Here is a 19,936-nt window from a genome sequence, read left to right on the forward strand (position 1 = left end):
ATAGGCCTGGGTGGCGACCGCAATCTCGTTCTTGGCCCCCGCGCCAGCGCCGGTGGCCGCGACCCCGGTCGAACCACCCGCGATGGCGACCGAACCCGCCGCCACGAGGGCGTCGATGTCCTGGTCGGACAATGCGGAAACGGTGAGCGTGCCGGCCGACTTGACGGCACTGTCCTTGATGAAGGCTAGCACCTTCGACCGGTCGCCGGCCCCGTTGCCGATCTTGTTGAACGCCAAGGCGACGCCGATCGACGCCCCGATGCCGGTCGAGCCGATGCCGACGGCCGCCGAAGCGGCAAGCACCTGGGCGGAAATTTCCTGCTCTGCCGACGCCTCGACCGTGACGCTGCCGCTCTGCGAGATCACGCTGTCGGTGATCGACGCCTCGGTGTCGACGTCGATCTCGTTCTTTGCGGTCGCGCCAGCGCCGCTGAAGGCGATCGAACGTCCGCCGGAGATGCTGAGGGAGGCCGAGGCCGCGACGGCCGTCGCCGACACCTTGGCCTTGTTTTCAGCGTCGACGGTGATCGCGCCGGTCGCACTCAGCGTCGCGTCGCTGACCTTGGCGCCGACGCTGCCCTTGATGTCGTTGAAGGCGATGTCGAGGCCGATCGAGACTGCTGTGGCGTTGCTCGCCGCGAACGACGCGGCGATCGTGGCCGCAGCCGACAGCGAGGTGATCTGGCTGGTGTTCTCGGCATCGACGACGATGGGGCCGCCGGTCGCGGTGACCTTGGAGCGGCCGCTGTCGCCGCCGTCGATCGCAGCGATCGTGTCGGCGGCGATGCTGTTCTGGACGAACACACCGCCGGCGCTGAAGCTGGTGCCGTTGCCGGAGCCGGACAGACCGATGGCGACGGAAGCGGCGACGGTCGTGGCGTCGATGCTCTGGCTGGACTTGGCCAGCACCGAGACGCTCCTTCCCGAGACCGTCGAATTGCTGATGCGCGCGTCGGTCTTGAGCGGCTTGGCGACGCCCGCCTGGGCGACGCTGCCGGTGTAGCCGACGTAGTTGAAGGCAAGCACGATGCCGACGGCAACCGCAGTGCCCGAGCCCGAGAAACCGCCCGCCACCGAGGCTGCGGCAGCCGCAATCCTGGCATCGATGTCGGCGCTGTTGGTCGCCGACACGACGACGTCACCCGCCGTGCCGACATCGCTGTCGGCGATGAAGGCTTCAACCGCCCCCACGATGGTGTTGAAGGCGATGGTTCCGGCCACGCCGACGGCAAGGCCGGCGCCGGTGCCGGCAGCCACCGACACCGCGGCCGCGGCGGCCGTCGCGTCGATCTTGCCGGCCTGGCTCGCCTCGACCTTGACGCTGCCCGCATCGAGATCGGCAACGCCGTCGATCGACGCCTTGACCTTCGCGTCGACCGCATTGCGCGACACCACCGGGGCGATCGAAACCGACTTGCCGTCGGGATTCTGGCCGTAGGTGTAGTTGATGGCGATCACCGGGGCCACGACGCTCGAGGTGATCTCGCTCGTGTTGGTGGCGGAGACGGTGAAGCTGCCATCGGCGTCGATGTCGGCCGAATTCGTCACCGACGCATCGACCACCGCATAGACGCGATTCAACGCAAACACGCCGCCGACGCTGACCGCGGTCGGCGCGCCGCCGCGCAAGGTTCTGACATAATTGGAGATTTCCGACGAGATCGTCTGGCTCGCCTTGGCCGAGACCAGGACGTCGCCGGTCATGTCGATCTTCGACGACGTGATCAGCGCCTGGATCTGCGCATTCTCGTCGACGCCATAGATCTCGTCCACCAGATTGGTGCCGAGCAGCGCGTCGACGGTGTTGAACAGGAAGTTCTGGCCTTCGAGCCCGACCGTGTTGAAGGCAAGGATGACCCCGGCCGCCGCCTGCTTGGCGATGGTGTCGGCATCGATCTTGGCCTTGATCGTGGCGCCGCCCTCGGCGAGCACGTCGAGCTTCGCGCCCGTCACGTCGCTGTCCGTGACCGTCGCCTTGGCGTAGTTCAGCACGTTGTTGGTGGCGATCACGCCGTTGATGTCGATGGAATTGCCCTTGGCGCTGCCGGTGACCTCGACGCGCGCGGTGGTGTCGGCGACGATCGAGCTGGTCTGCTTCGCCTCGATGCGGACGTTCTGGGTAGCGTTGAGATCGACGCTGGTGAGTTTCGCAGTGGCACCGCTGTCGATGTCGTTGCGGATCGCAATGGCGCCGACACCCACGGCGCTGCCGCCGGCAAGGCTCGGAACGATGTTGTCGTTCACCCAGTCGATGATGTCGCCGACGACATATTTCTGCCAGCCGCTGGAGAAGTCCTCGGTACCGAAGTCGACCGTCTTGTCCGAGCCGTTGTAGACCCAGATCTCGCCCGCCTTGGGGCCGTTGGCCCCGACATCGGTGTCGATATAGACGAGGTCGCCGGAGGTGACCGCCTGCGAGCCCGACTTGGTGGTGAACTTGTAGTTCTCGGCCGCCGTCTTGGCGAGGTTGGCCAGGATGCTGATGCCGTAGTCGTTCTTGATCTCGGCCAGCGCCTTCATGGTGCCAGTCGACTTGATCGAGGCGTCGTCGGTGCCCCTGACGGTCACCCCCGCGGCGCTGACGCTCGCCGTGGCGTCGCCGTTGCCGTCGACGGCAGCACTGTTGTCGACATAGGCCCTGGCTTCGCTCGCGACCTTGTTGGAGGCGATGACGAAGCCGATTGCCTTACCGTCGGTGCCGCTGATCGAAGTGGCCTGCGAGGTCACCTCGTTGCCTACCTCGGCGTCGATGGTCGCGCGGTTGTCGGCCGTGACCGACAGGTCGCCGCCTGCCGAAATGTTCGAATTGACGATGCCCGCCTCGGTGAAGGACGGATTCCGCCCGCCGAAGGCGTCGGCGATCGTGTCGGCGCCCAGAAGTGCGTCGACGCCGTTGAACAGCACGTTGGTGGCTTTCCAGCCGATCGTGTTGAAGGCCAGCGTCACGCCGACGGAATCGCCGCCGGTCGTGTAGGCCGAACTCTTGGTGTCGGCGTCGATGCTGGAGACGTTCTCGGCCGCGACGGTGACGTTGCCGCCGTTCGCGCCGCTGCCACTGGCGGTGATGCTGCTGCCCGAGATCTTGGCGACCGCGCTGCTCTGCACCAGGTTGGTGGCAATCGTGCCGTTGATCGACAGCACCTTGTCGGTGTTGTTCTCCTGCCCGGCCGGCGTGGTGTCGGCCGCCGGGTCGGCGGGCGCGCCCGGTGTCTTCTTGGTGCCGGGATTGGTGTCGGCAGCCCCGGTCTTGCCGTCGCCGTCCCAGTCGACGGAACTGCCGCCCGAGGACGAGATGGCGCTGTCGACCTTGGCGGTCATGACGGCACTCTCGAGCGCCACGACGTCGACGTCGCCGGCCGTCGCGGTCACGCTGGCATTGGTGATCGTCGCCGACGAGCCGCCGCGCACGTCGTTCATCACGACCAGGCCGCCGACCGACTTGGCCGGCGCCGCCGACAGGTTCAGCTCCTGCAGCAGCAGCGTCGCTTCGGGCGCTTCCTTCCACAGGCCGAGGTCGGTGAAATCCGTCTGGGCGAGGTCGAGGCCTTGCCCGAGCGCGTTCGAGCCCATGAAGATGTAGATGCTGCCGGCATTGCCGCCGACCTTGGTCCACTTCGCCGGATCGAGATTTTGCAGTCCGGCATCGACCAGCGCCTCGAGGTCGATGACATCGTCGTCGCCGATATACTTGTAGATCGCGCCGGCCTCGCCGCCCACACCCTCGAAGCGGACCGCGTCGCCGTTGCTGATCGGGAATTTCGACGGCGGCAGCACGTTGTTGAGGTCGATGGCGATGTTGCCGATATAGTCGTCGGCGATGCGCACGCGGTCGCCGAACTTGATGTTGCGGACCTTGGTGCCGAGCCCGTCATCCTCCCGGTTGTCGTAGTCCGCCGGGAACAGATCGTTCAGCGTTTCCTGGATGATGCCTGCACCGCCGTCGCTGGTCACCGTCGTCGAGGCGACCAGCTTGGCGTTGGAATAGATGCCCACGGCATCGTCGGCGGTCACCGACACGCCGCGGCCGGCCTTGATGGTCCGCCCCGCGGCGCCGGAATTGTCGATCGTGGCCCTCGCCGCACCTGAAACCTTGTTCGAGGCGATGATGGCGCCGTAGGAGGAACCGGCCGCGCCGTAGAGCGCCGAGCTCTCGGTCACCGCGGCATTGCTGACGGTGGCGTTGATCTGCGCGTCCGACTCGGCCGAGACCTGTATCTTGCCGGTGGCGTCGACGGTGCTCTTGAGGATAGAGGCGGTTGCGTCGGCGCCGATGTTGCCGTCGAAGGCGTTGTCGGCGAGATAGGGGGCACCGACCAGCGTGTCGAGGGTGTTGAACAGGAGGTTCTGCGCTTCCCAGCCCACCGAGTTGTAGGCGAGCGTGATGCCGGCCGCCGTTCCGGCCGAATTGCCCGACGAATAGAGCCGGGCGTCGATGCGGGCCTCGTTCTCCGCCGTCACCACGACGTTGCCACCAGCCTTGACGTTGCTGTCCTCGATCGTGGCCTGCGTCTTGCCCAGCACCACATTGGTTGCGATCTGGCCGGTGAAGCCGATAACCTTGCCCTGGCCGTTGATGCTGCTGCCGCCTGATGCCGAGACCGTGCTGGTGGTGTAGGCGGTGATGGTGGCCGCACCCTTGGCCGCGACCTTCACGCCGCTGCCCGCGTCGACCTTGGTGCCCTTGATGTAGGCTTGGGCGTCGCCGCGCACGTCGTTGTAGGCGATGGCGAGGCCGATCGCCTTGGCATTGGTGGCGACGATGTTGCCGAGTTCGGGGAAGAAGATGTCCTTGAAGTCGGACGTCCGCAGCTGCTTCCACTGGTTGGTGTCGCCATAGTCGACCGTGGTCAGGTCGACGGAGGCGAGCGGCGTCTCGCCGATATATTCGTAGACCTCGCCCGAATTGACGTCCATCTCCTGCCACAGCGCGCCGTCTGCGACATTGATGCCGGCGCGCGTCGTGATCGGCGAATTGCCGAGATAGCGGTAGACCTTGCCGCCGGTCTCGACCCGGTCGCCCCTGATGATGTTGACGGCCGCACTGCCGTCGGTGACCGCGTCGAGGTCTACCTCCGCATCGAGGTAGTCCAGCGCGACGCGCACCTTGTCGCCCTCGTCGACGGTCCTGGTGCCCGACTTGGTGGTGTAGTTGTAGTCGCCCGCGCCCATGCGGTCGGCGATGTTGCCGATCATGTCGGTCAGCGCGTTCAGCGTGCTGGCCGGCAGGGCCGTCGCCACCACCTTGATGTCGGCGGAGATCCTGGCCTCGTTCTCGACCTCTGCCGAGACCGAACCACCCGCTTTGACGGTCTTGGTCGGGTTGCCGGAGCCGTCGACCGCGGCGCTGTTGTCGAAATAGGCCGAGGCGCCCGCGCTCACCTTGTTGCTGGCGAGGATGGCGCTGGCCGCCGTGCCGCTGACGCCGTACTTGGCGCCGGCCGCGAAATCGTTCTCCCACTCCATGCGCGATTCGGCACCGAGCACCGAGGTGATCCCGGCGGCATTGACGGCGACAAGCGTGATGTCGCCGCCGACGTCGACATTGGAATTCTTGACGTAGGCGGTGGTCAGAACCGGCGTCTCGGCCTTGAGCGCCTTGCCGATCTCGGGCGAGCCGATCAGCGTGTCGACCGCGTCGAACAGCAGGTTGCCGGGCTCGTAGCCGACCGCGTTGAAGGCGATGACGAAGCCGATCGTCTTGCCCGAGCTGGTGAGCTTGCTGAGCGCGGTGGCGTCGATCTTAGCCTCTGTGGCGGCGGAAACCTTGAGGTCGCCGCTGGCGCCCGTCGTGACGGAGCTGTCCTCGACGGCGGCCTTTGCGCCGCCCTGCACGGTATTGGACACCGAGATGCCGGCGGTGCTGTCCCAGCCGTCGATGACGCTGGTGTCGACAGCCTTGATGGTGGCCGATTCCTTCGCCTCGACGCTCACGTCGCCGATGGTCGTGACCGAGGTGCCCGCAAGAGCCGCCTCGACATTCGACTTGACCTGGTTGCGGGCGAAGATGCCGCCCTTGCCGGCGGCGCCGCCGACGACCTGCTTCTCGTCCATGCCGAGCGCAAGAAGGCCCGTCTTGACCATGGAGGCAGGGATGAGGTCCTCGGTGTTGAGCTTCTTCCACAGGCCGAAATCGTTGAAGTTGGCCGTGGCGAGGTTCACCGGACTGTTGTCCGGCCCCATGTATTTATAGATCGCGCCCTTTTCGCCCTGGCCCGGATAGGTCTCGCTGACGCGCACCGTGTCGCCAAGGTTGAGCCGCGGGGTGCCCGACTTGGTCGTGTAGTCGTAGTCGTCGAGGATGTTGCCCGCGATCTTGTTGACGATGTCGGTGCCATTGGTGTTGTCGAGTTCGGCGGCGACGCCCAGGCCGGTGGTCGCGTCGATCGCCGCCTTGTCCTCGGCCTTCACCGAGACGGTGGTGGCCGTCATCGTGCCGCCGCTGATCTTGGCCGTGGCAGCGCTGCTCACCTTGTTGCCGGCAATGACGGCGCCGGTGCTGCTCACCTTGCCGTCGAACAGTGCCTCGTAGGCAGCCGATGCCTCGTTGTCGATCGTAGCGGTGATCACCGCCTCCGACAGCGCCTCCACCGACACCGCGCCGTCCGAAGCGACGTCGGTGTCGCTGATGACAGCCTCGACCTTGAACGGGTTTTCCGTGCGGAGCTGGATGTTGGGCTGGCCGGCGAGTTCGGCCGAATCGTCGACGATGTCGCCGAGCAGGGTCTCGACCGTGTTGAACAGCAGGTTGCCGCGTTCCCAGCCGATGGTGTTGTTGGCGATCTGGAAGGCAGACGCCTTGTTGAGGTTCTTGCCGGTGGCAACCGTCGAGTTCTCCGAGACGATCTGGGAGCTGTTCTCCGCCCGGACCGTGACGTCGCCGATCTTGTCCGCGGCGGTACCGAGCTTGCTGTCCTCGATCTTGGCCGAGGTCTGCCCCTGGATCAGGTTGGTCGCGACGACGGCGGCCTGGGCCTTGGTCGAGTTGCCGCCGCCGACCATCTTCTTGAACAGGAAGCCCTTGGCGCCCTTGGGCGCGACCTTCTCGATGAGCTTGTCCTGGTTGAACGGGGCGCCGCCCGTGACATCGTTGAGGATGTCGGCATTGGCCTCGATCTTGCCGATCGACTCGGCAGTGACGGCGACGCTGCCGGCCTCCAGGTCGACCTTGCGAATGAGCGCGACCGCGCCGCCGCGGACGTCGTTGAACACCAGCGCCGCGCCCGTGGCCGCGCCGGCCGACGACTTGATATTGTACTTGTCGGTGACGACCGAATAGTCGGTCTGGGGTTTCCAGAGGTCGCGGTCGGTGAAGTCGACCGTTTGCAGGTTGAGCGTCGGATTGTCGGCGCCGAGATAGGTATAGACCTGTCCCGGCTCGCCCGAGATCGGCTGCCAGTAGTTGGTATCGGCGAAGTTGCGGGCCGGATCGTTGAGCTTGAAATTGATGGTCTTCGACGGCCCGACATATTTGTAGAGCTTGCCCGGCTCGCCGAGCTTGGCGACCGCGACGATGTCGCCAGTCTTGACCGTGATCGGCTGCTTGAAGCCGTCGGTGATGGCGTCGTAGTCGAGCCCGACCGTGGTGCCGTAGGCGACCGGAACCACCAGCCCGTCCCCAAGCTTGCGGTCGCCGCCCACGGCGATGCCGAAGAGTCCGTCGATGGTGCGTTCCGCCGAATGCAGCCCGCCGTCGCTCGATGCCGTCGCCGACGCCACGATCTTGACATTGGAATTGACGGTGGTGTCGTCGACCGCTGTGACCTCGACTGCGCCTCCGGCCGTGACCGCCTTGTTGGCGGCCCCACCATCGATCACCGCGGAAGCCTGGCGACTCACCTGGTTGGTGGCAAGCGCCAGGCCCATCGCCTTGGCGCTGATCTTGAGCAGCCCCGTGGCCTCGGCGCGCGAGGTGTTCGACACCGTCGCGTTGACCACGCCCCTGGACGCCGCCGCCACCAGCAGCGCGCCGGCCGCGGAAACGATGGAATCGGTGATCGACGCCTTGACCTGCACCTGCTGCTGATCGGTCCAGAACGAGGTGCCGAGGATGGCGTCGAGCGTCGCCTGCGCCAGGCCCGGCACTTTGAAGCCGACGATGTTCATCGCCTCGAGGCCGGTCACCGCCTTGGCGCCGCCCTTGAGCAGGCGGCCGACGCCGCCGCGCCCGTCGATGTTCACGTAGATGGTGGCGTCGAGGAACGTGTCGTCCACCGCCTCGACCTTGACGTCGCCGGCGGTGGCCGTCACCTCGCTCGCCGACATCGTCGCCAGCGTCGAACCGTTGACGATGTTGGCGACCAGCACGCCCGCATTGACCTTCTTGGCCTGGACGGAGCTGGTGGGATCGAAGGCCGGATCGCCCGCCTCCGGAATCTCTTCGAGCGGCACCGAAACGGCGAAGGCCGAAACCTTGGTCTCGTTGATCGCCGAGACCGCGACGCCGCCGGCGCTGGTGACGGTGGTTTCGGAGATCGTGGCCGCGGTGGTCTTCTCCACCTCGTTGATCGAGCTGACGCGGGCGATTTGCTTCTTGGCCTTGGCGTCCGTCTCCGTCATCCGCGGCTGGAAGGGCAGCGCGGTGGATTCGAACTCGGAGCGGTCGGCGGCAATGATCGCCACGCCGCCGGAGCCCGCGGCGATCGCGCTCTCGTCGATGCCCGCGGTCGTGCCGCCGGTGACGCGGTTTTCCGAATCCAGGCTCGTCGCGCGGTAGATCGTGTCGCTCTCCGCCGAGACGTCGAGCCCGCCGGCTTCAATCGTCACGCCGCGCACCAGCGCGGTGGTAGTCTCGCCCGCCTCGTTGGTGACCGAGCCGATGCTGTTGGAGGCGATCTCGTTGCGCACCTCGCCGCCATTGCCGGCGGCGATGGCTACGTCGCCGTCCGCGACGACGACAGTAGGTTTGGTCGACACCGCGCCCGTCGCCGGACCGACGACGACTTGGGTGGTGCGGGTCACGTTGACGTCGGAATCGATCGCCGAGAAGACCACGATCGTTGCCAGCGCCGGCAGGAAGGCGTCCTTCTCGGTCTGGATCTTGACCCGCACGGCGCTGTCGTCGGCAGCCGCGACGCTCACTTCGGTCGCGCCGCCGGCCGTCCCGCCGGTCTGGGTGATCTTTGCGCCGGCAGCCACCGTCACCGACGTGTCGTTGGTGACCGTGACGTCGGAATTGACCTTGGCGTTGGAAAAATCGACGGAGTTCTTGAGGGCCTCGCCCAGCGTCTGCATCGACAGCATGCCGGTCGAAACGAGGTCGGTGAAGGCCTCGGACAAGGGATCGATCTGGCCGTTGACCGTAAGCCCCTGCAATATCCCCGACGGCAGCAGGTTGGCGAACAGCCCGCTCGGCACCGTCACCTCGCCGAGACCGAGGAAATTCGGGATCGGCACCTCGGTCAGCATGATGTCGACGTCGACATCGGTGTCGGCGGTGATCGACACGCCAGCGCCGTTGATGGCGGCGCCCGTCGCGAGCGTCACGGTCGAGGTGTTGTCGAGGGTCGCGGCGATGTTGCGCACGGCCGGATCGACCTTGCCGAACATCTTCACGACGTTGGCGGCACGCGCCGCGACCTTCACGGTGCCGTTCGTCGCCGTCAGCTTGCCGGCGACGCTGATCGTCGCCGACGTGGTCGCGCCGGCGCTCAGCGTCGCGCCGGAGACGCCCGCGGCGTTTACCGACGCGCGCGCATGGTCGATGGCGCGCAGGTCGATGGACAGCGCGCTGATGTCCGCGCTCGAACCGATGTTGATGTCCTCGGCGCTGAGGCCGAGCGTGCCGGCCAAGGTCAGCGTGCCGTTGACGGCGATCTCCTCTCCGGCATCGACCATCAGCGAGAAATTGGCCGGGTTGGGCAGCGAGCTGATCGTCGTGGTGGCGGCCGCGTCGCCGAGATAGAGCCAGACCTTGGAGGAGGTCAGCGTCACGTCGCTGTTGATGCCGTCGATGGTGAGGCGCAGGCTGCCGGCCTGGTTCGAAACCGTCACGTTCCTGTTGGCGGCGGCGGCCACGGCCGCGGAACGATCGATCACCTGGACGCCGCCGCCGATGGCGAAGGGCTCCATGTTCTCGAAGGCGAGCGTCGAGCCGTTCGGGTTCGAGAAGGTGATGCTGCCCGAGCCGTTGGCGCCGAGCGTCGCGGTGCTGGCGCTCACACCGGAATATACGATCGTGTCCTTGCCGCCGTAGCCGCCGTCGATGGCGCCGGAGAGCTTTCCCGCCGCAAGTATCGTGAAGGTATCGTCGTTGTCCGCCGCGCCGGCGAGGTTTTCCGTATTGGTGAATGCAGCCTTGACCTTGTCGCCGACGACGTTGCCGGCGTTGTTGCCGTTGAGCGTCCAATCGGCGTCGTCCGAAGAATCGAAGACAACGCGGTCGTTGCCGTCGCCGCCGTCGAATACGATCTGCGGCGCGAGCGCCAGCCCGCCGAACGAATCCTCGTCGATGGTCAGCGTGTCGTTGCCCGAGCCGCCGCTGATGGTGATGCCGGAAATCGTGCTCAGGTCGCCGAAGGCGAGCACCTTGCCGCCGCGGGCCTGGTCGACGATCTCGACGCGCTGGATGGTGGTGGCGACGCTGTTGACCGTCTCGACCTGCTCGATCAGGCGCACCAGTATCTGCTGGTCGACGTCGCTGCCGTCGGTCGCGAGGTTGACGTTCAGGTCGGCGTTGAGCAGCAGGCGGGGCTCGAGCGGGTCGAAGATCAGGCGGACGCGGTCGGCCAATTCGCGCTGGACGCGCGAGCCGCGAGCGAGCCTTGCGAGCTTCGCCGAGAGGATCTCCGACAATCTGGCGCGGCGATGCGATATCGGACGCCCCGATATACCTTCCGACTTGAACGGAAATGCCATGCCCTTCCCCCTTCGCCCTACGCGCATCGCAGGCCGGAGCCTTGCGGCCCCAGCCCTTTTGTCCCACGAAACCGAACGGGAACGCCCCCGCGCTCCCGGGACAGCCTAGGCTGCGGTCGGTTCCTGAGTGGTCTGTTCGTCCGAGTTTGACTGTTCGCCCCCTGCGGCCCCAGCGCCGATGCGTTCCGCCGTCGAGGTCAGATGCCGCATCGAGAAGAGGTGCAGGTAAATCAATTCCAGATCGTCGTATGCCTGCAATTCCGCCAACTGTTCACCGGTCAGCGCCTTGAGACGCTCCCGGTTGACCGCAAGAAAGCCCGACAGCGTCAGCACCTGCCGGTTGCGCAAGGTAAAGCGTGCCTGCATCGCCTCGAGCAAACCGAGGTCGTTGAGGCGCTTGGTCAGGCCTCGGGTGCGGTGGAACTGCACCTGGTAGGCCTGCAGGAAGCCGAGCACGCTTTCGAGATATTGCGTGCGCTCCCCGTCATTGTCGAACAGCCGCTCGCCGCGCCCGACGCGGTTGCAGCCCTCGAAGCCCTCGTCGACGCAGAGCGTGAAGTTGGCGCCGTTGTCGTCGCTCGAGAAGACGAATGGATAACGCCGCAGGAACGCCGGCACGTACTTGCCGGTCCAGGCGCCCTTTTCGTCCACGATGAGGTTTTCGTTGTCGCGCACGCCCAGCAGCACGACCGGGATGATGTCCTCGCCCTGGCCCGCGAACACCACCGCATATTCGTCGGCCGCGTGCGCGAACTCCGCCGCCATCAGCGGCACCGAGTTCACATGGCGCGCATAGGAGAAGTCGCCGCCGACCTTCACCGACAGGTCGCCATGCGACTGCCGCGAAACCGGAACTGCACGTTCGTATATTAGTAATTGCTTAGACATGCCGCCCGCATACAATTTTAATGAGATTCTGCCCCTAGACAACGCAACGTAACATCGCGCATCAGTAGTTGAAAAGAGCCGATACAACCTGCGACAATTTTTTCTGCCGACTACTGCGTGATGGGCACCAGCACATCTTTGTGATCGCCGAACCGCTCGATATAGGCAGTGTTCAATCCAAGACATTGCTTGGATACGCATTTCTGGCGATGCGGGCACTGATAGAAGCCGTTTCGGCTGAATTCGTCCCAGAAAGCGGGGTCGATGAACAACTGCGGCTGATCATTGACCAATAGTATAGAATCTGAGCCGAGCAAGCATTGCGGAAAGTTCTTGATTTCGACTTCGCGCCCGAGCGCGCGCGCCTTGCGCACCGCCTCCTTCAGGTAGGGCAAGGCATTGAGATGGTTGGCGATGAGCCCCTTCTCATCCGTCTCCTTCATCGGGAAGTAGAACCAAAACTCCATCTGGGTGAGCCGCCCGAGATGGGCCAGCGCATCGACCAGATCGGGCAGCAGACGGTAGCTCTCCTCGGTCACGACCGTGTTGGTGATGGTCGCCACACCCTCGTGGCGGTCGAGGATCTCGAGCCCGCGAAGGGTCTTGTCGAAGGAGCCGGGCACTGTGGTGATCGCGTCGTGCGTGGCTGCGTCCGAACCCGCCACGCTGACAAAGAACTCGTCGACGCCGGCGTCGACCAGGAGCCGGCTGTAGGCCTCGCGGCCGAGATGCATGCCATGGGTCTGGATGCGGACGTGCTCGAAGCCCGAGGCCCGCGCCCGCCTGGCCAGGTCCGGCAGGTCGCGCCGGAGCGTGATCTCCGAGCCGGTGAGGATCAGGCCGGTCCAGTCGCCGGTGCGGGCGTTGTGTTCGAGCAGCCGCTCGAACATCTCGTCGCTCTGTGGCGCGAGCCTGTCCATCGTGCCCTCGATCATGCAGTGCCTGCAGGCGAGATTGCAGCGGAATTCCATCGTCAGCGAGACGTATTTGGAGTGGTCGTAGATGGCCATCAGTCGTCCCGCCGCTCAGACGATGCCGTAATAGGCGCTCTTCAGGATCTCGATGCGCCCGTCGATCATACGGTAGTCGATGCCGACGTCATAGAGCATGTGATCGAGACGGCCGGCATTTTCACTGATGAACGCGCGTATCTCCCGCGGATAGCCAAGCTTTTCGACGAACCAGGCCAGTTGATCGACGCGGATGCGGGAGAAATACACCCCGTCATTGTGCTTCTTGTTGGCGACGACGACGATGCCGCAGTCGCAGAGTTCGGGCCAGAGGATGGCGCTTGGGTCCAGGCCGGCGAGATCGAGATGTGCCGAAGTGGCCACCTTGCCGACGATGTCCTCCCAGTTCTGCTCGCGGTCGAAGAAGTAGTAGAGGTTGTCGAAGCGCAGGCCGGACCTGCTCAGCTGGTAGCAGAGCCCGGACGACACCAGGCCGCTGGGATTGCCCATATAGACGCTGAGTTCGTCGATGCCGCGCCACCCCTCGCCCAACTCGCGGTCGAAGTCGATCGAGAACATGAAGTACGGCCTTTTCCACGACAGGCCGAGTTCGGATCGCGCGAAAGGCGCCAGCGCGCCGAGCACGCGTTCGATCGAGACCGTGCGCTCCAGCCGCCCGTAATCGTAGAAATAGAGCTCCCAGCTGTAGCGGTCGCCGAGCTGCTTGACGCCCCAGACGGTGCGGAACGGGCCGATCTCCTGCCGGATGGCGCGCACCATCTCGGCAAGCCGCGGCGGCGCGCCGAGCGCCTCGAAGGACTGCCAAAGCAGCGTCGCCGAGCGCAGCTTTCCCGCCGTCGGCGCGAGCGGCTGGTAGTCCCACAGGCAATAGTCGAAATAGGGGTCGGACGGGGCCGCCCACTCAAGCATGCTCACGGCCGGTCCCCTTTCGTCCGGTCACGCCGAAATAGAGCGTGGCGAAATCCTTGCCGCTGCGTCCGAGCCCGCCTGAAATGTGGCCGAGGCTGGCCGGGCCGAGCCGCAGCAGCAGCTCGTCGATCGTCGGCCGCGCTATGCCGTAGGCGTCCGCCAGCTGCCTCAGCGGCTGCCCGACGTCGCGCACGTCGAGCCCCGCTGCATAGAGATTGACGTCGAAGGAACGGCGCCGCGAACCCTCCTCCACCACTTCGAGGAAGAACACCTGGTCGGGCTCGCAGCGCCGGCGGGCGCGTTCGACCAGCGCGCGGGCGGCCGCGGCCGAAGGCAGGCCGCCGAAGCCCGGCGGCGGGGCGGCGAGCCGGGCGGCGAGCGCGGCCGCTCCCCGCACGTCGGAAGGCCAGACGTAGCGCGAGACGGCAGCATCCCCTGGCCTGTCGGGCCGCCACTTCACCGCAAGGTGCACGAGCACGGGCTCGGCCCGCGGCGTCTCTGCGAGCCGGGCGGCGCGCACCTCGGCGGGAAATTCGAGATAGACCTTGAAGACCCCGGCCGCCCCACCCTCATAGCCGAACTGGACGATGTCGGCCCGCCCGATGCCGGCGTCGAGCACGTCGAACATCGCGTCCGGCATGTCCAGACGCCTTGCGAACCATGCGAGCCTGGCGGCGGGGTCGGCACCCAGCGAGGTCTTGTGCAGGATGGCGAGGAAGCGGTCCTCGTTGACCTCACCGCTGCCGAGCTTGACCGAACGTTCGAGCCCGAAGGGCACGTCCATCGTCTCGATCATAGACAGCAGGTGGCGGCCGGGCGCGCCGATCGTCAGGCCAACCAGATCGCCGGCACCTTGCAAAACCACCGCCCTGCCCCTCACATCCGCGCCAGTATCGCGGACATCGCCTGTTCTGCCAATGCTTCGGCGTCGAGCCGGCCGTCGAGGATCACATCCGCGCCGGGCCGCACGCGCTCGCGCTGCAGCTCGTAGGTGGCGGCGATGAAGCCCTGGTAGTGGTCAAGATAGGAGCGCAGCCAGCCGACGAACTGCGACGCTTCCGCCGGCGCGGCCCGTCCCGCCGCCTCGCTGATCTTTCTGGCGAGCGCGATATCGGCAGGCGTGTCGATCCAGATCAGCAGGTCGACGAGCTGCCCGCTGTCGCGATGCGCCCGCCCGAGCAGTGTGTCCAGCAGCACCAGTCGCGGGCGCGGCGTGGCCTGGGCGAGGCCCAGGAGCTTGTCGATCAGCGGCCCGAGCCCGATCTCGTCATAATCGGAACCGCGCGCGATCCAGTCGCGAACCTCGTCGGGCGGGCGGCTCGTCATCGTCTCGAAGTCGTCATAGTACAGCGCCGGCACCCCGAGCCGCTTAGCTAGCGCCGTGGTCAGCGTCGTCTTGCCCCCGCCGGGGTGGCCGGAGATGGCGACGATCGGCGCTCTCATCGGGCTGCTTTCCGGGCGGTGACGAGGAAGAAGGGCATTTCGAGCTCGATCCATTCTACCGCGATGTCGGCCATGCCGAGGCCTGCCAGCACCTCCCGGTAGAACTCCGGTGACCGGAAGAACGGCAGGAACACCAGGTTCGCCACCATCGCATGGGAGAGCGGCGCGCCGTCCAGCCTGAGCGGCCCGCGCTCGAAGACGACCAGCCGGCCACCGGGCTCCAGCGCTTCGACCGCCTTGCCCAGGAAGGCAGCGGCATGATCCTCCGGCCAGTCGTGGAGCACCGACTTGAAGCTGACGAGGTCGTGGCCGCGGGGAAGGTCCTGGCCGCGCAGGTCGCCCGCCAGGAACTGGACGCGCACGCCCTCGGCAAATCGGGCCACATGCTCGGTTCCGATCGTGCAGACCACCGGCAGGTCGAACACCGTCGCCCGCAGATGCGGCGCCAGCGCACAGGCCTGGCGCGCGAACTCGCCGCTGTTGCCGCCGATGTCCAGCATGCTGCGGTGCCCGGCGAGGTCGAGCCGGGTCAGCGCGGCCGGCGCCTCGTATTTGGTCAGCGTCGTCGTGTAGCCGACCCAGCGCCGCGTCGCCGCCAGGTTCTCCGGGGTGACCTCGAGGCACCTGTCATAGCGGAAGAGCTCGAACACCCGGGCATTGGCCATGAAGCGGGGCACGTCCGTGAGCAGAGCCTCGAAGTGCTCGTGGACATCCGGCGCCACGAGATTGGCGAACCACAGCTTTGCCTCGAGCAGGTCGCGGGCCGCGAGCGCCTGCCTGAAACCGGTCGTCAGGCGATAGCCGCCGTCCAGTTCCACGACGCCGGCGGCCGCCAGCAGATCCAGCACGGCCCTGGCGGCCTCGGCAGCCATGCGCCCTTTCCCGGCCAGTTCGGCCGCGTCGAGCCGCTCCCGCTCGAGCAGGCTGTCGACCCAGCCCCGCGCAAAGGCCAGCGCCAGTGCCCGCGCCGACAATTCGGTCGCGAGATACCGGTCTACGATCGCGAAATTACTGGATGTCATGCCGTCCATGCTCGACCACAACGCCCGCCACCTCGATCATCGCGACCGAATCCAAGGTCGATTCTATGACCATACTTCAACACCGTTGCCGAAATCACACGCTCGTCAGCGCCGCTCCGCGATAACAAGCACACCGGCATATCTTTACTTTGACATATTCAGAAATCGCATGTTAGTCGGTCCTTATAGGGGCGAGGGATTTATGTCTATGCTGAAGAATTTGTCGACGACGCTAGCAGTCGGAACCGCACTTCTGTTGGCGGTCGGGCCCTCCCTCGCCGCCGACGTGGTCGCTGCCCCGCCGCCGGAAGCCGCCAATGAAGCGCCGAACTGGACCGGATTCTACATCGGCGTGCACGGCGGCATGGCGTCGGGCAGCATGGGATACATCTTTCCGAGCTTCCCGTCTGACCTCGACTACAATTTCTCCAACGAGGACTTCGACTACGGCGTCCAGGGCGGCTTCGACTACCAGTTCTCCAACCGCTGGGTTGCCGGCCTCGAACTCGACTACACGCAACTCAATGCTGCCTATTCGCCCTTCAACGGTGGCCAGAACAACACCCTGGTCGAGGTGAAGTCGACCTATTCGGTCACCGGCCGCCTCGGCTATCTGGTCACCCCCGACTCGCTTTTCTATGGCCGGCTTGGCTACGCTTCCATGCAGCTCAAGGCGGAGGAAGGCGTGTCTGAATACGCCGACGGCTCGGTCGGTGCCGTCAAGGCCGGGATCGGCGCCGAGACCTTCCTCTTCGACAACGTGACCGCCCGCATCGAGGCCAACTACATCGACGCGACAAAGGAATTCACCACCGCCGACGATCAGTCCTTCGATCCCAAGTTCTTCGTCGTCAGCGCCGGTCTGTCCTATCGTTTCGGGGCGCATGGCGGCTCCTCCCGGACTGTCGAACCGGCGCCGGCCATGCAGTTCTCCGGCTTCTACGCCGGCGGTTTCGGTGCCTTCAGCTTCGGCTCGTCGACGCTCGAGGTCATCGACAATCCGGTTGCTACCAACGGCCCCTTCTCCAGCGACGCATTCGGCTTCGGCGGCTTCGCCGGCTACGACTTCCTGCTCGATGACCGGTTCGTCATCGGCGCCGAGGCCGAAGTCGCCTATGTCGGTGCGAAATTCGACGATCCTTCGATGAACTCGTTCGGAACCGGAGCCACCACCCTCTTCGGCACGCTCGAAGCCACCTATGCGCTCTCGGCGCGCATCGGCTACGTGGCGACGCCTTCGACCCTGGTCTATCTGAAGGGCGGCTTCGCCGGCATGGTTATGAACGCCAACGAGGACTTCTTTGCCCTCGACAACGGCGGCACCAAGACGCTTGCGGCCTACCAGGTCGGCGCCGGCATCGAGTCCGCGCTCACCGAAAAGCTGACCTTGCGCGTCGAGGGAATCTACACGGAGGCGACCAGCGAGATCGTCCTCGGCAATTCGCAGGACGTGCAGGTCGCGATCAAGCCGTCGCTGCTGACCGGCCGCATCGGCCTCGCCTATCGTTTCTGAGCCGCCGCCCGTGCCGCGGCACGGATTGGTTGGCAACATGTCGCTAACGCAATCGGTGGATGCGGCTATTCGCTGAAGGCGGCTTCGACTATCTTTGCGCCTGGGCGGTGCGCCGAACGGCGAAGACGGGGAACCATATGACCAACAAGAGCAAGCAGGCGGCCTCCGGCGACGAGGCCAAGACACGCGGCGTGCAGTGGATCGAAGACGGCATGGGCACGCATTTCGCCAATGTCGTCAACGTCCAGGGCACGCGCGAGCAGGTCGACATGTTCTTCGGCACGAACCGCACCTGGAACGTCGAGGACGGCGGCGCGGTCACGGTCGAACTGTCGAACCGCATCATCCTGACGCCGCTGGCCGCCAAGCGGCTCTGGACCGTGCTCGGCGGCGTGCTGCGCGAGCATGAAGGCCGCTACGGCCCCCTCAACGTGGAGTGACGGGCGGAGCCGATGAGCAGCCCCAGGCACAGCGAGGAGCAGGCGGACGCGCAAGCACTCGCACGCCCCCCTGCCGTGCTCGAACCGGCGCTGTGGCAACGCCTGAATGACGCAGGGACTTCGGCCGAGCTCGCCAATGCCTGGCTGGCGCTCCAGTGCGGGATGATCCCCGGGGCGGCCGCGGGCATCGTGCGCGAGGCGGCCGGAAGCGGCTTCCGCCTGCTCGCCGCCTGGCCGGATGCCAATGGCGAGCCCGAGCATCTCAGGGCCACCGCCGACCTCGCAGTCGGCGAAGGCCGCGCGGTGGCGCGCGGGGCCAACCCGGGTTCCGAGGCCGAGCCCGCGGTCGCCTACCCGGTGAGCCTCGGCGGCAAGACCGTCGCCGTGGTCGCGGTGGCGCTGTCCTTGTCGCAGCCGGCGCAGGCCAAGGAAGAGCTGCGCGGCGCGATCCGCCAGTTGCAATGGGGCGCCGCCTGGCTGCGCGACCACATGCGTCGGATCGGCGCCGAGGCAAGCGGCAGCCGGCGCGACCAGTCGACCGCAGCCCTCGACTTCATCGCCACCGTGCTCGAGCACGAGCGCTTTTCGGCAGCGGCCATGGCGGCCGCGACGGAGCTTGCCATCCGCTTCGACTGTGCCCGCGTCTCGATCGGCTTCCGCCGCCGCGGCACGACCAGGCTGGCGGCCATCTCGCACACGGCGCAGTTCGGCCGCCAGATGAGCCTGGTGCGGGCCGTGGGCTCCGCCATGGACGAGGCGATCGATCAGCGCACCTCGATCCTCCATCCGATCGGTCCCGACGACGCGCTCGCCACCACCGCGCATCGCGAACTCGCCCGCATGCAGCATGACGGCCAGATCTTCACCGTGCCGCTGTTCGTGGTCGACGGCTTCGTCGGCGCCATCACCTTCGAGCGTGGCAAGGACCATCCGTTCGAAGCCGAGACGGTGCGCCTGCTCGACGTCATCGCCACCGCGATCGGCCCCATTCTCGAGGAAAAGCGGCGCAACGACCGCTGGCTGGTCGTCAAGGCGGCGGAGGCGCTCGGCTTCCAGGCCAAGCGCCTGCTCGGTCCCGGCTATATCGGCCGCAAGCTGGTCGCCGCCGCCCTCGTTGCCGCTTCCGCATTCTTCGCCTTCGCCACCGACACCTACCGCGTCAACGCCGACGCCGAAATCGAGGGCTCAGAGCGCCGCGCCGTGGTTTCGGCCTATGACGGCTACATCCAGCAATCCAACGTACGGGCGGGCGAATTCGTCAAGGCCGGCGATACCCTGGCCACGCTCGAGGACCGCGAGCTTTCCCTCGAGCGGCTGCGCTGGGTGACCGAGCGCCAGCAGCGCGTCTTCGAATACGACCGCGCCCTTGCGAGCCGGCAGCCGGCGACGATCAACGTCGTGAAGAGCCAGATCGACCAGGCCGACGCGCAGCTCAGGCTGATCGACGAGCAGATCGCCCGCACCAAGCTGACCGCCCCGTTCGACGGCCTGGTGGTGTCGGGCGACCTCAGCCAGCGCGTCGGCGGCGCGGTCAGCCGCGGCGAGACGCTGTTCGAGATCGCCCCGCTCACCGGCTACCGCGTCGTCATGCAGGTCGACGAGCGCGAGATCGCCGCGATCGCGGCCGGCCAGGCGGGCGAGGTCGTCTTCACCTCCCTCCCCGACCAGGCCTTTCCGGTGACAGTCGCCAAGGTCACGCCGGTGTCGCAGTCGCGCGAGGGCAAGAACCTGTTCCAGGTCGAGGGCACGCTGACCGGCAGTTCCGAGCGCCTGCGCCCCGGCATGATCGGCGTCGCCAAGATCGCCATCGGCACCGAGCCGCTGATCGTGATCTGGACGCGCCCGATGGCCGACTGGATGCGGCTCGCCGCCTGGCGCTGGGTGCCCTGAGGCGGC

Annotated in this window: 10 protein-coding genes (1 of these 10 cut by a window edge); 3 read left to right on the forward strand and 7 right to left on the reverse strand. The window is 66.3% G+C overall.

Translation table 11 applies throughout. The features are described from left to right. The 7 genes from J2X50_RS03035 to J2X50_RS03065 all read right to left on the reverse strand — a co-directional run. Positions 1-10,854, reverse strand: the 5' end (the start) of a protein-coding gene (locus J2X50_RS03035; protein ID WP_429091324.1) for an LEPR-XLL domain-containing protein. 17,694 nt of this gene lie to the left of the window's left edge; 10,854 of the gene's 28,548 nt are visible here — the first part of the coding sequence; the start codon lies at positions 10,852-10,854; the stop codon falls past the left edge of the window. Positions 10,855-10,959: 105 nt separating this feature from the next. Then, positions 10,960-11,742 (reverse strand): SapC family protein, encoded by a 783-nt coding sequence (locus J2X50_RS03040; RefSeq protein WP_429091325.1) that lies wholly within the window; start codon positions 11,740-11,742, stop codon positions 10,960-10,962. Between the two features lie 110 nt (positions 11,743-11,852). Then, positions 11,853-12,752, reverse strand: a complete 900-nt coding sequence (locus J2X50_RS03045; RefSeq protein ID WP_429091327.1) for a radical SAM protein — start codon at positions 12,750-12,752, stop codon at positions 11,853-11,855. 15 nt (positions 12,753-12,767) lie between these two features. Further along, positions 12,768-13,622, reverse strand: a complete 855-nt coding sequence (locus tag J2X50_RS03050) for a hypothetical protein (RefSeq protein ID WP_429091842.1) — start codon at positions 13,620-13,622, stop codon at positions 12,768-12,770. Then, positions 13,615-14,487 (reverse strand): hypothetical protein, encoded by an 873-nt coding sequence (locus tag J2X50_RS03055; RefSeq protein WP_429091329.1) that lies wholly within the window; start codon positions 14,485-14,487, stop codon positions 13,615-13,617. The genes J2X50_RS03050 and J2X50_RS03055 overlap by 8 nt, the downstream gene beginning before the upstream one ends. Positions 14,488-14,498: 11 nt before the next feature. Further along, the gene (locus J2X50_RS03060) at positions 14,499-15,065 is read right to left on the reverse strand and encodes a uridine kinase (protein ID WP_429091331.1); all 567 of its coding nucleotides are present in this window, start codon (positions 15,063-15,065) and stop codon (positions 14,499-14,501) included. Continuing rightward, positions 15,062-16,087 carry a methyltransferase gene (locus J2X50_RS03065; RefSeq protein WP_429091333.1) on the reverse strand — a complete coding sequence of 342 codons (1,026 nt, stop codon included), beginning with the start codon at positions 16,085-16,087 and terminating at the stop codon, positions 15,062-15,064. Before J2X50_RS03065 ends, J2X50_RS03060 begins: the two co-directional genes overlap by 4 nt. Positions 16,088-16,295: 208 nt before the next feature. Here J2X50_RS03065 and J2X50_RS03070 point away from each other — a divergent pair, with 208 nt between their 5' ends. The 3 genes from J2X50_RS03070 (at position 16,296) to J2X50_RS03080 (ending at position 19,930) form a co-directional block, all read left to right on the forward strand. Further along, entirely contained in the window at positions 16,296-17,600 is a 1,305-nt protein-coding gene (locus tag J2X50_RS03070) for an outer membrane protein (RefSeq protein WP_429091335.1), read from the forward strand. A gap of 137 nt (positions 17,601-17,737) precedes the next feature. Next, positions 17,738-18,040, forward strand: a complete 303-nt coding sequence (locus tag J2X50_RS03075) for a DUF3467 domain-containing protein (protein ID WP_340038125.1) — start codon at positions 17,738-17,740, stop codon at positions 18,038-18,040. A gap of 12 nt (positions 18,041-18,052) precedes the next feature. After that, a complete protein-coding gene (locus J2X50_RS03080; RefSeq protein ID WP_429091337.1) occupies positions 18,053-19,930 on the forward strand; it encodes an efflux RND transporter periplasmic adaptor subunit in 1,878 nt (625 codons plus the stop codon). Positions 19,931-19,936: the final 6 nt, after the last annotated feature.

This window comes from Aminobacter sp. BE322, assembly GCF_050433525.1.
Lineage (GTDB): Bacteria > Pseudomonadota > Alphaproteobacteria > Rhizobiales > Rhizobiaceae > Aminobacter.

Excerpts from the sequence above, each read along its gene's own strand:
- J2X50_RS03040 (WP_429091325.1), bottom strand. The coding sequence starts at position 11,742 with ATGTCTAAGCAATTACTAATATACGAACGTGCAGTTCCGGTTTCGCGG.
- J2X50_RS03045 (WP_429091327.1), bottom strand. The coding sequence starts at position 12,752 with ATGGCCATCTACGACCACTCCAAATACGTCTCGCTGACGATGGAATTC.
- J2X50_RS03050 (WP_429091842.1), bottom strand. The coding sequence starts at position 13,622 with ATGCTTGAGTGGGCGGCCCCGTCCGACCCCTATTTCGACTATTGCCTG.
- J2X50_RS03060 (WP_429091331.1), bottom strand. The coding sequence starts at position 15,065 with ATGAGAGCGCCGATCGTCGCCATCTCCGGCCACCCCGGCGGGGGCAAG.
- J2X50_RS03065 (WP_429091333.1), bottom strand. The coding sequence starts at position 16,087 with ATGACATCCAGTAATTTCGCGATCGTAGACCGGTATCTCGCGACCGAA.
- J2X50_RS03070 (WP_429091335.1), top strand. The coding sequence starts at position 16,296 with ATGCTGAAGAATTTGTCGACGACGCTAGCAGTCGGAACCGCACTTCTG.
- J2X50_RS03075 (WP_340038125.1), top strand. The coding sequence starts at position 17,738 with ATGACCAACAAGAGCAAGCAGGCGGCCTCCGGCGACGAGGCCAAGACA.
- J2X50_RS03080 (WP_429091337.1), top strand. The coding sequence starts at position 18,053 with ATGAGCAGCCCCAGGCACAGCGAGGAGCAGGCGGACGCGCAAGCACTC.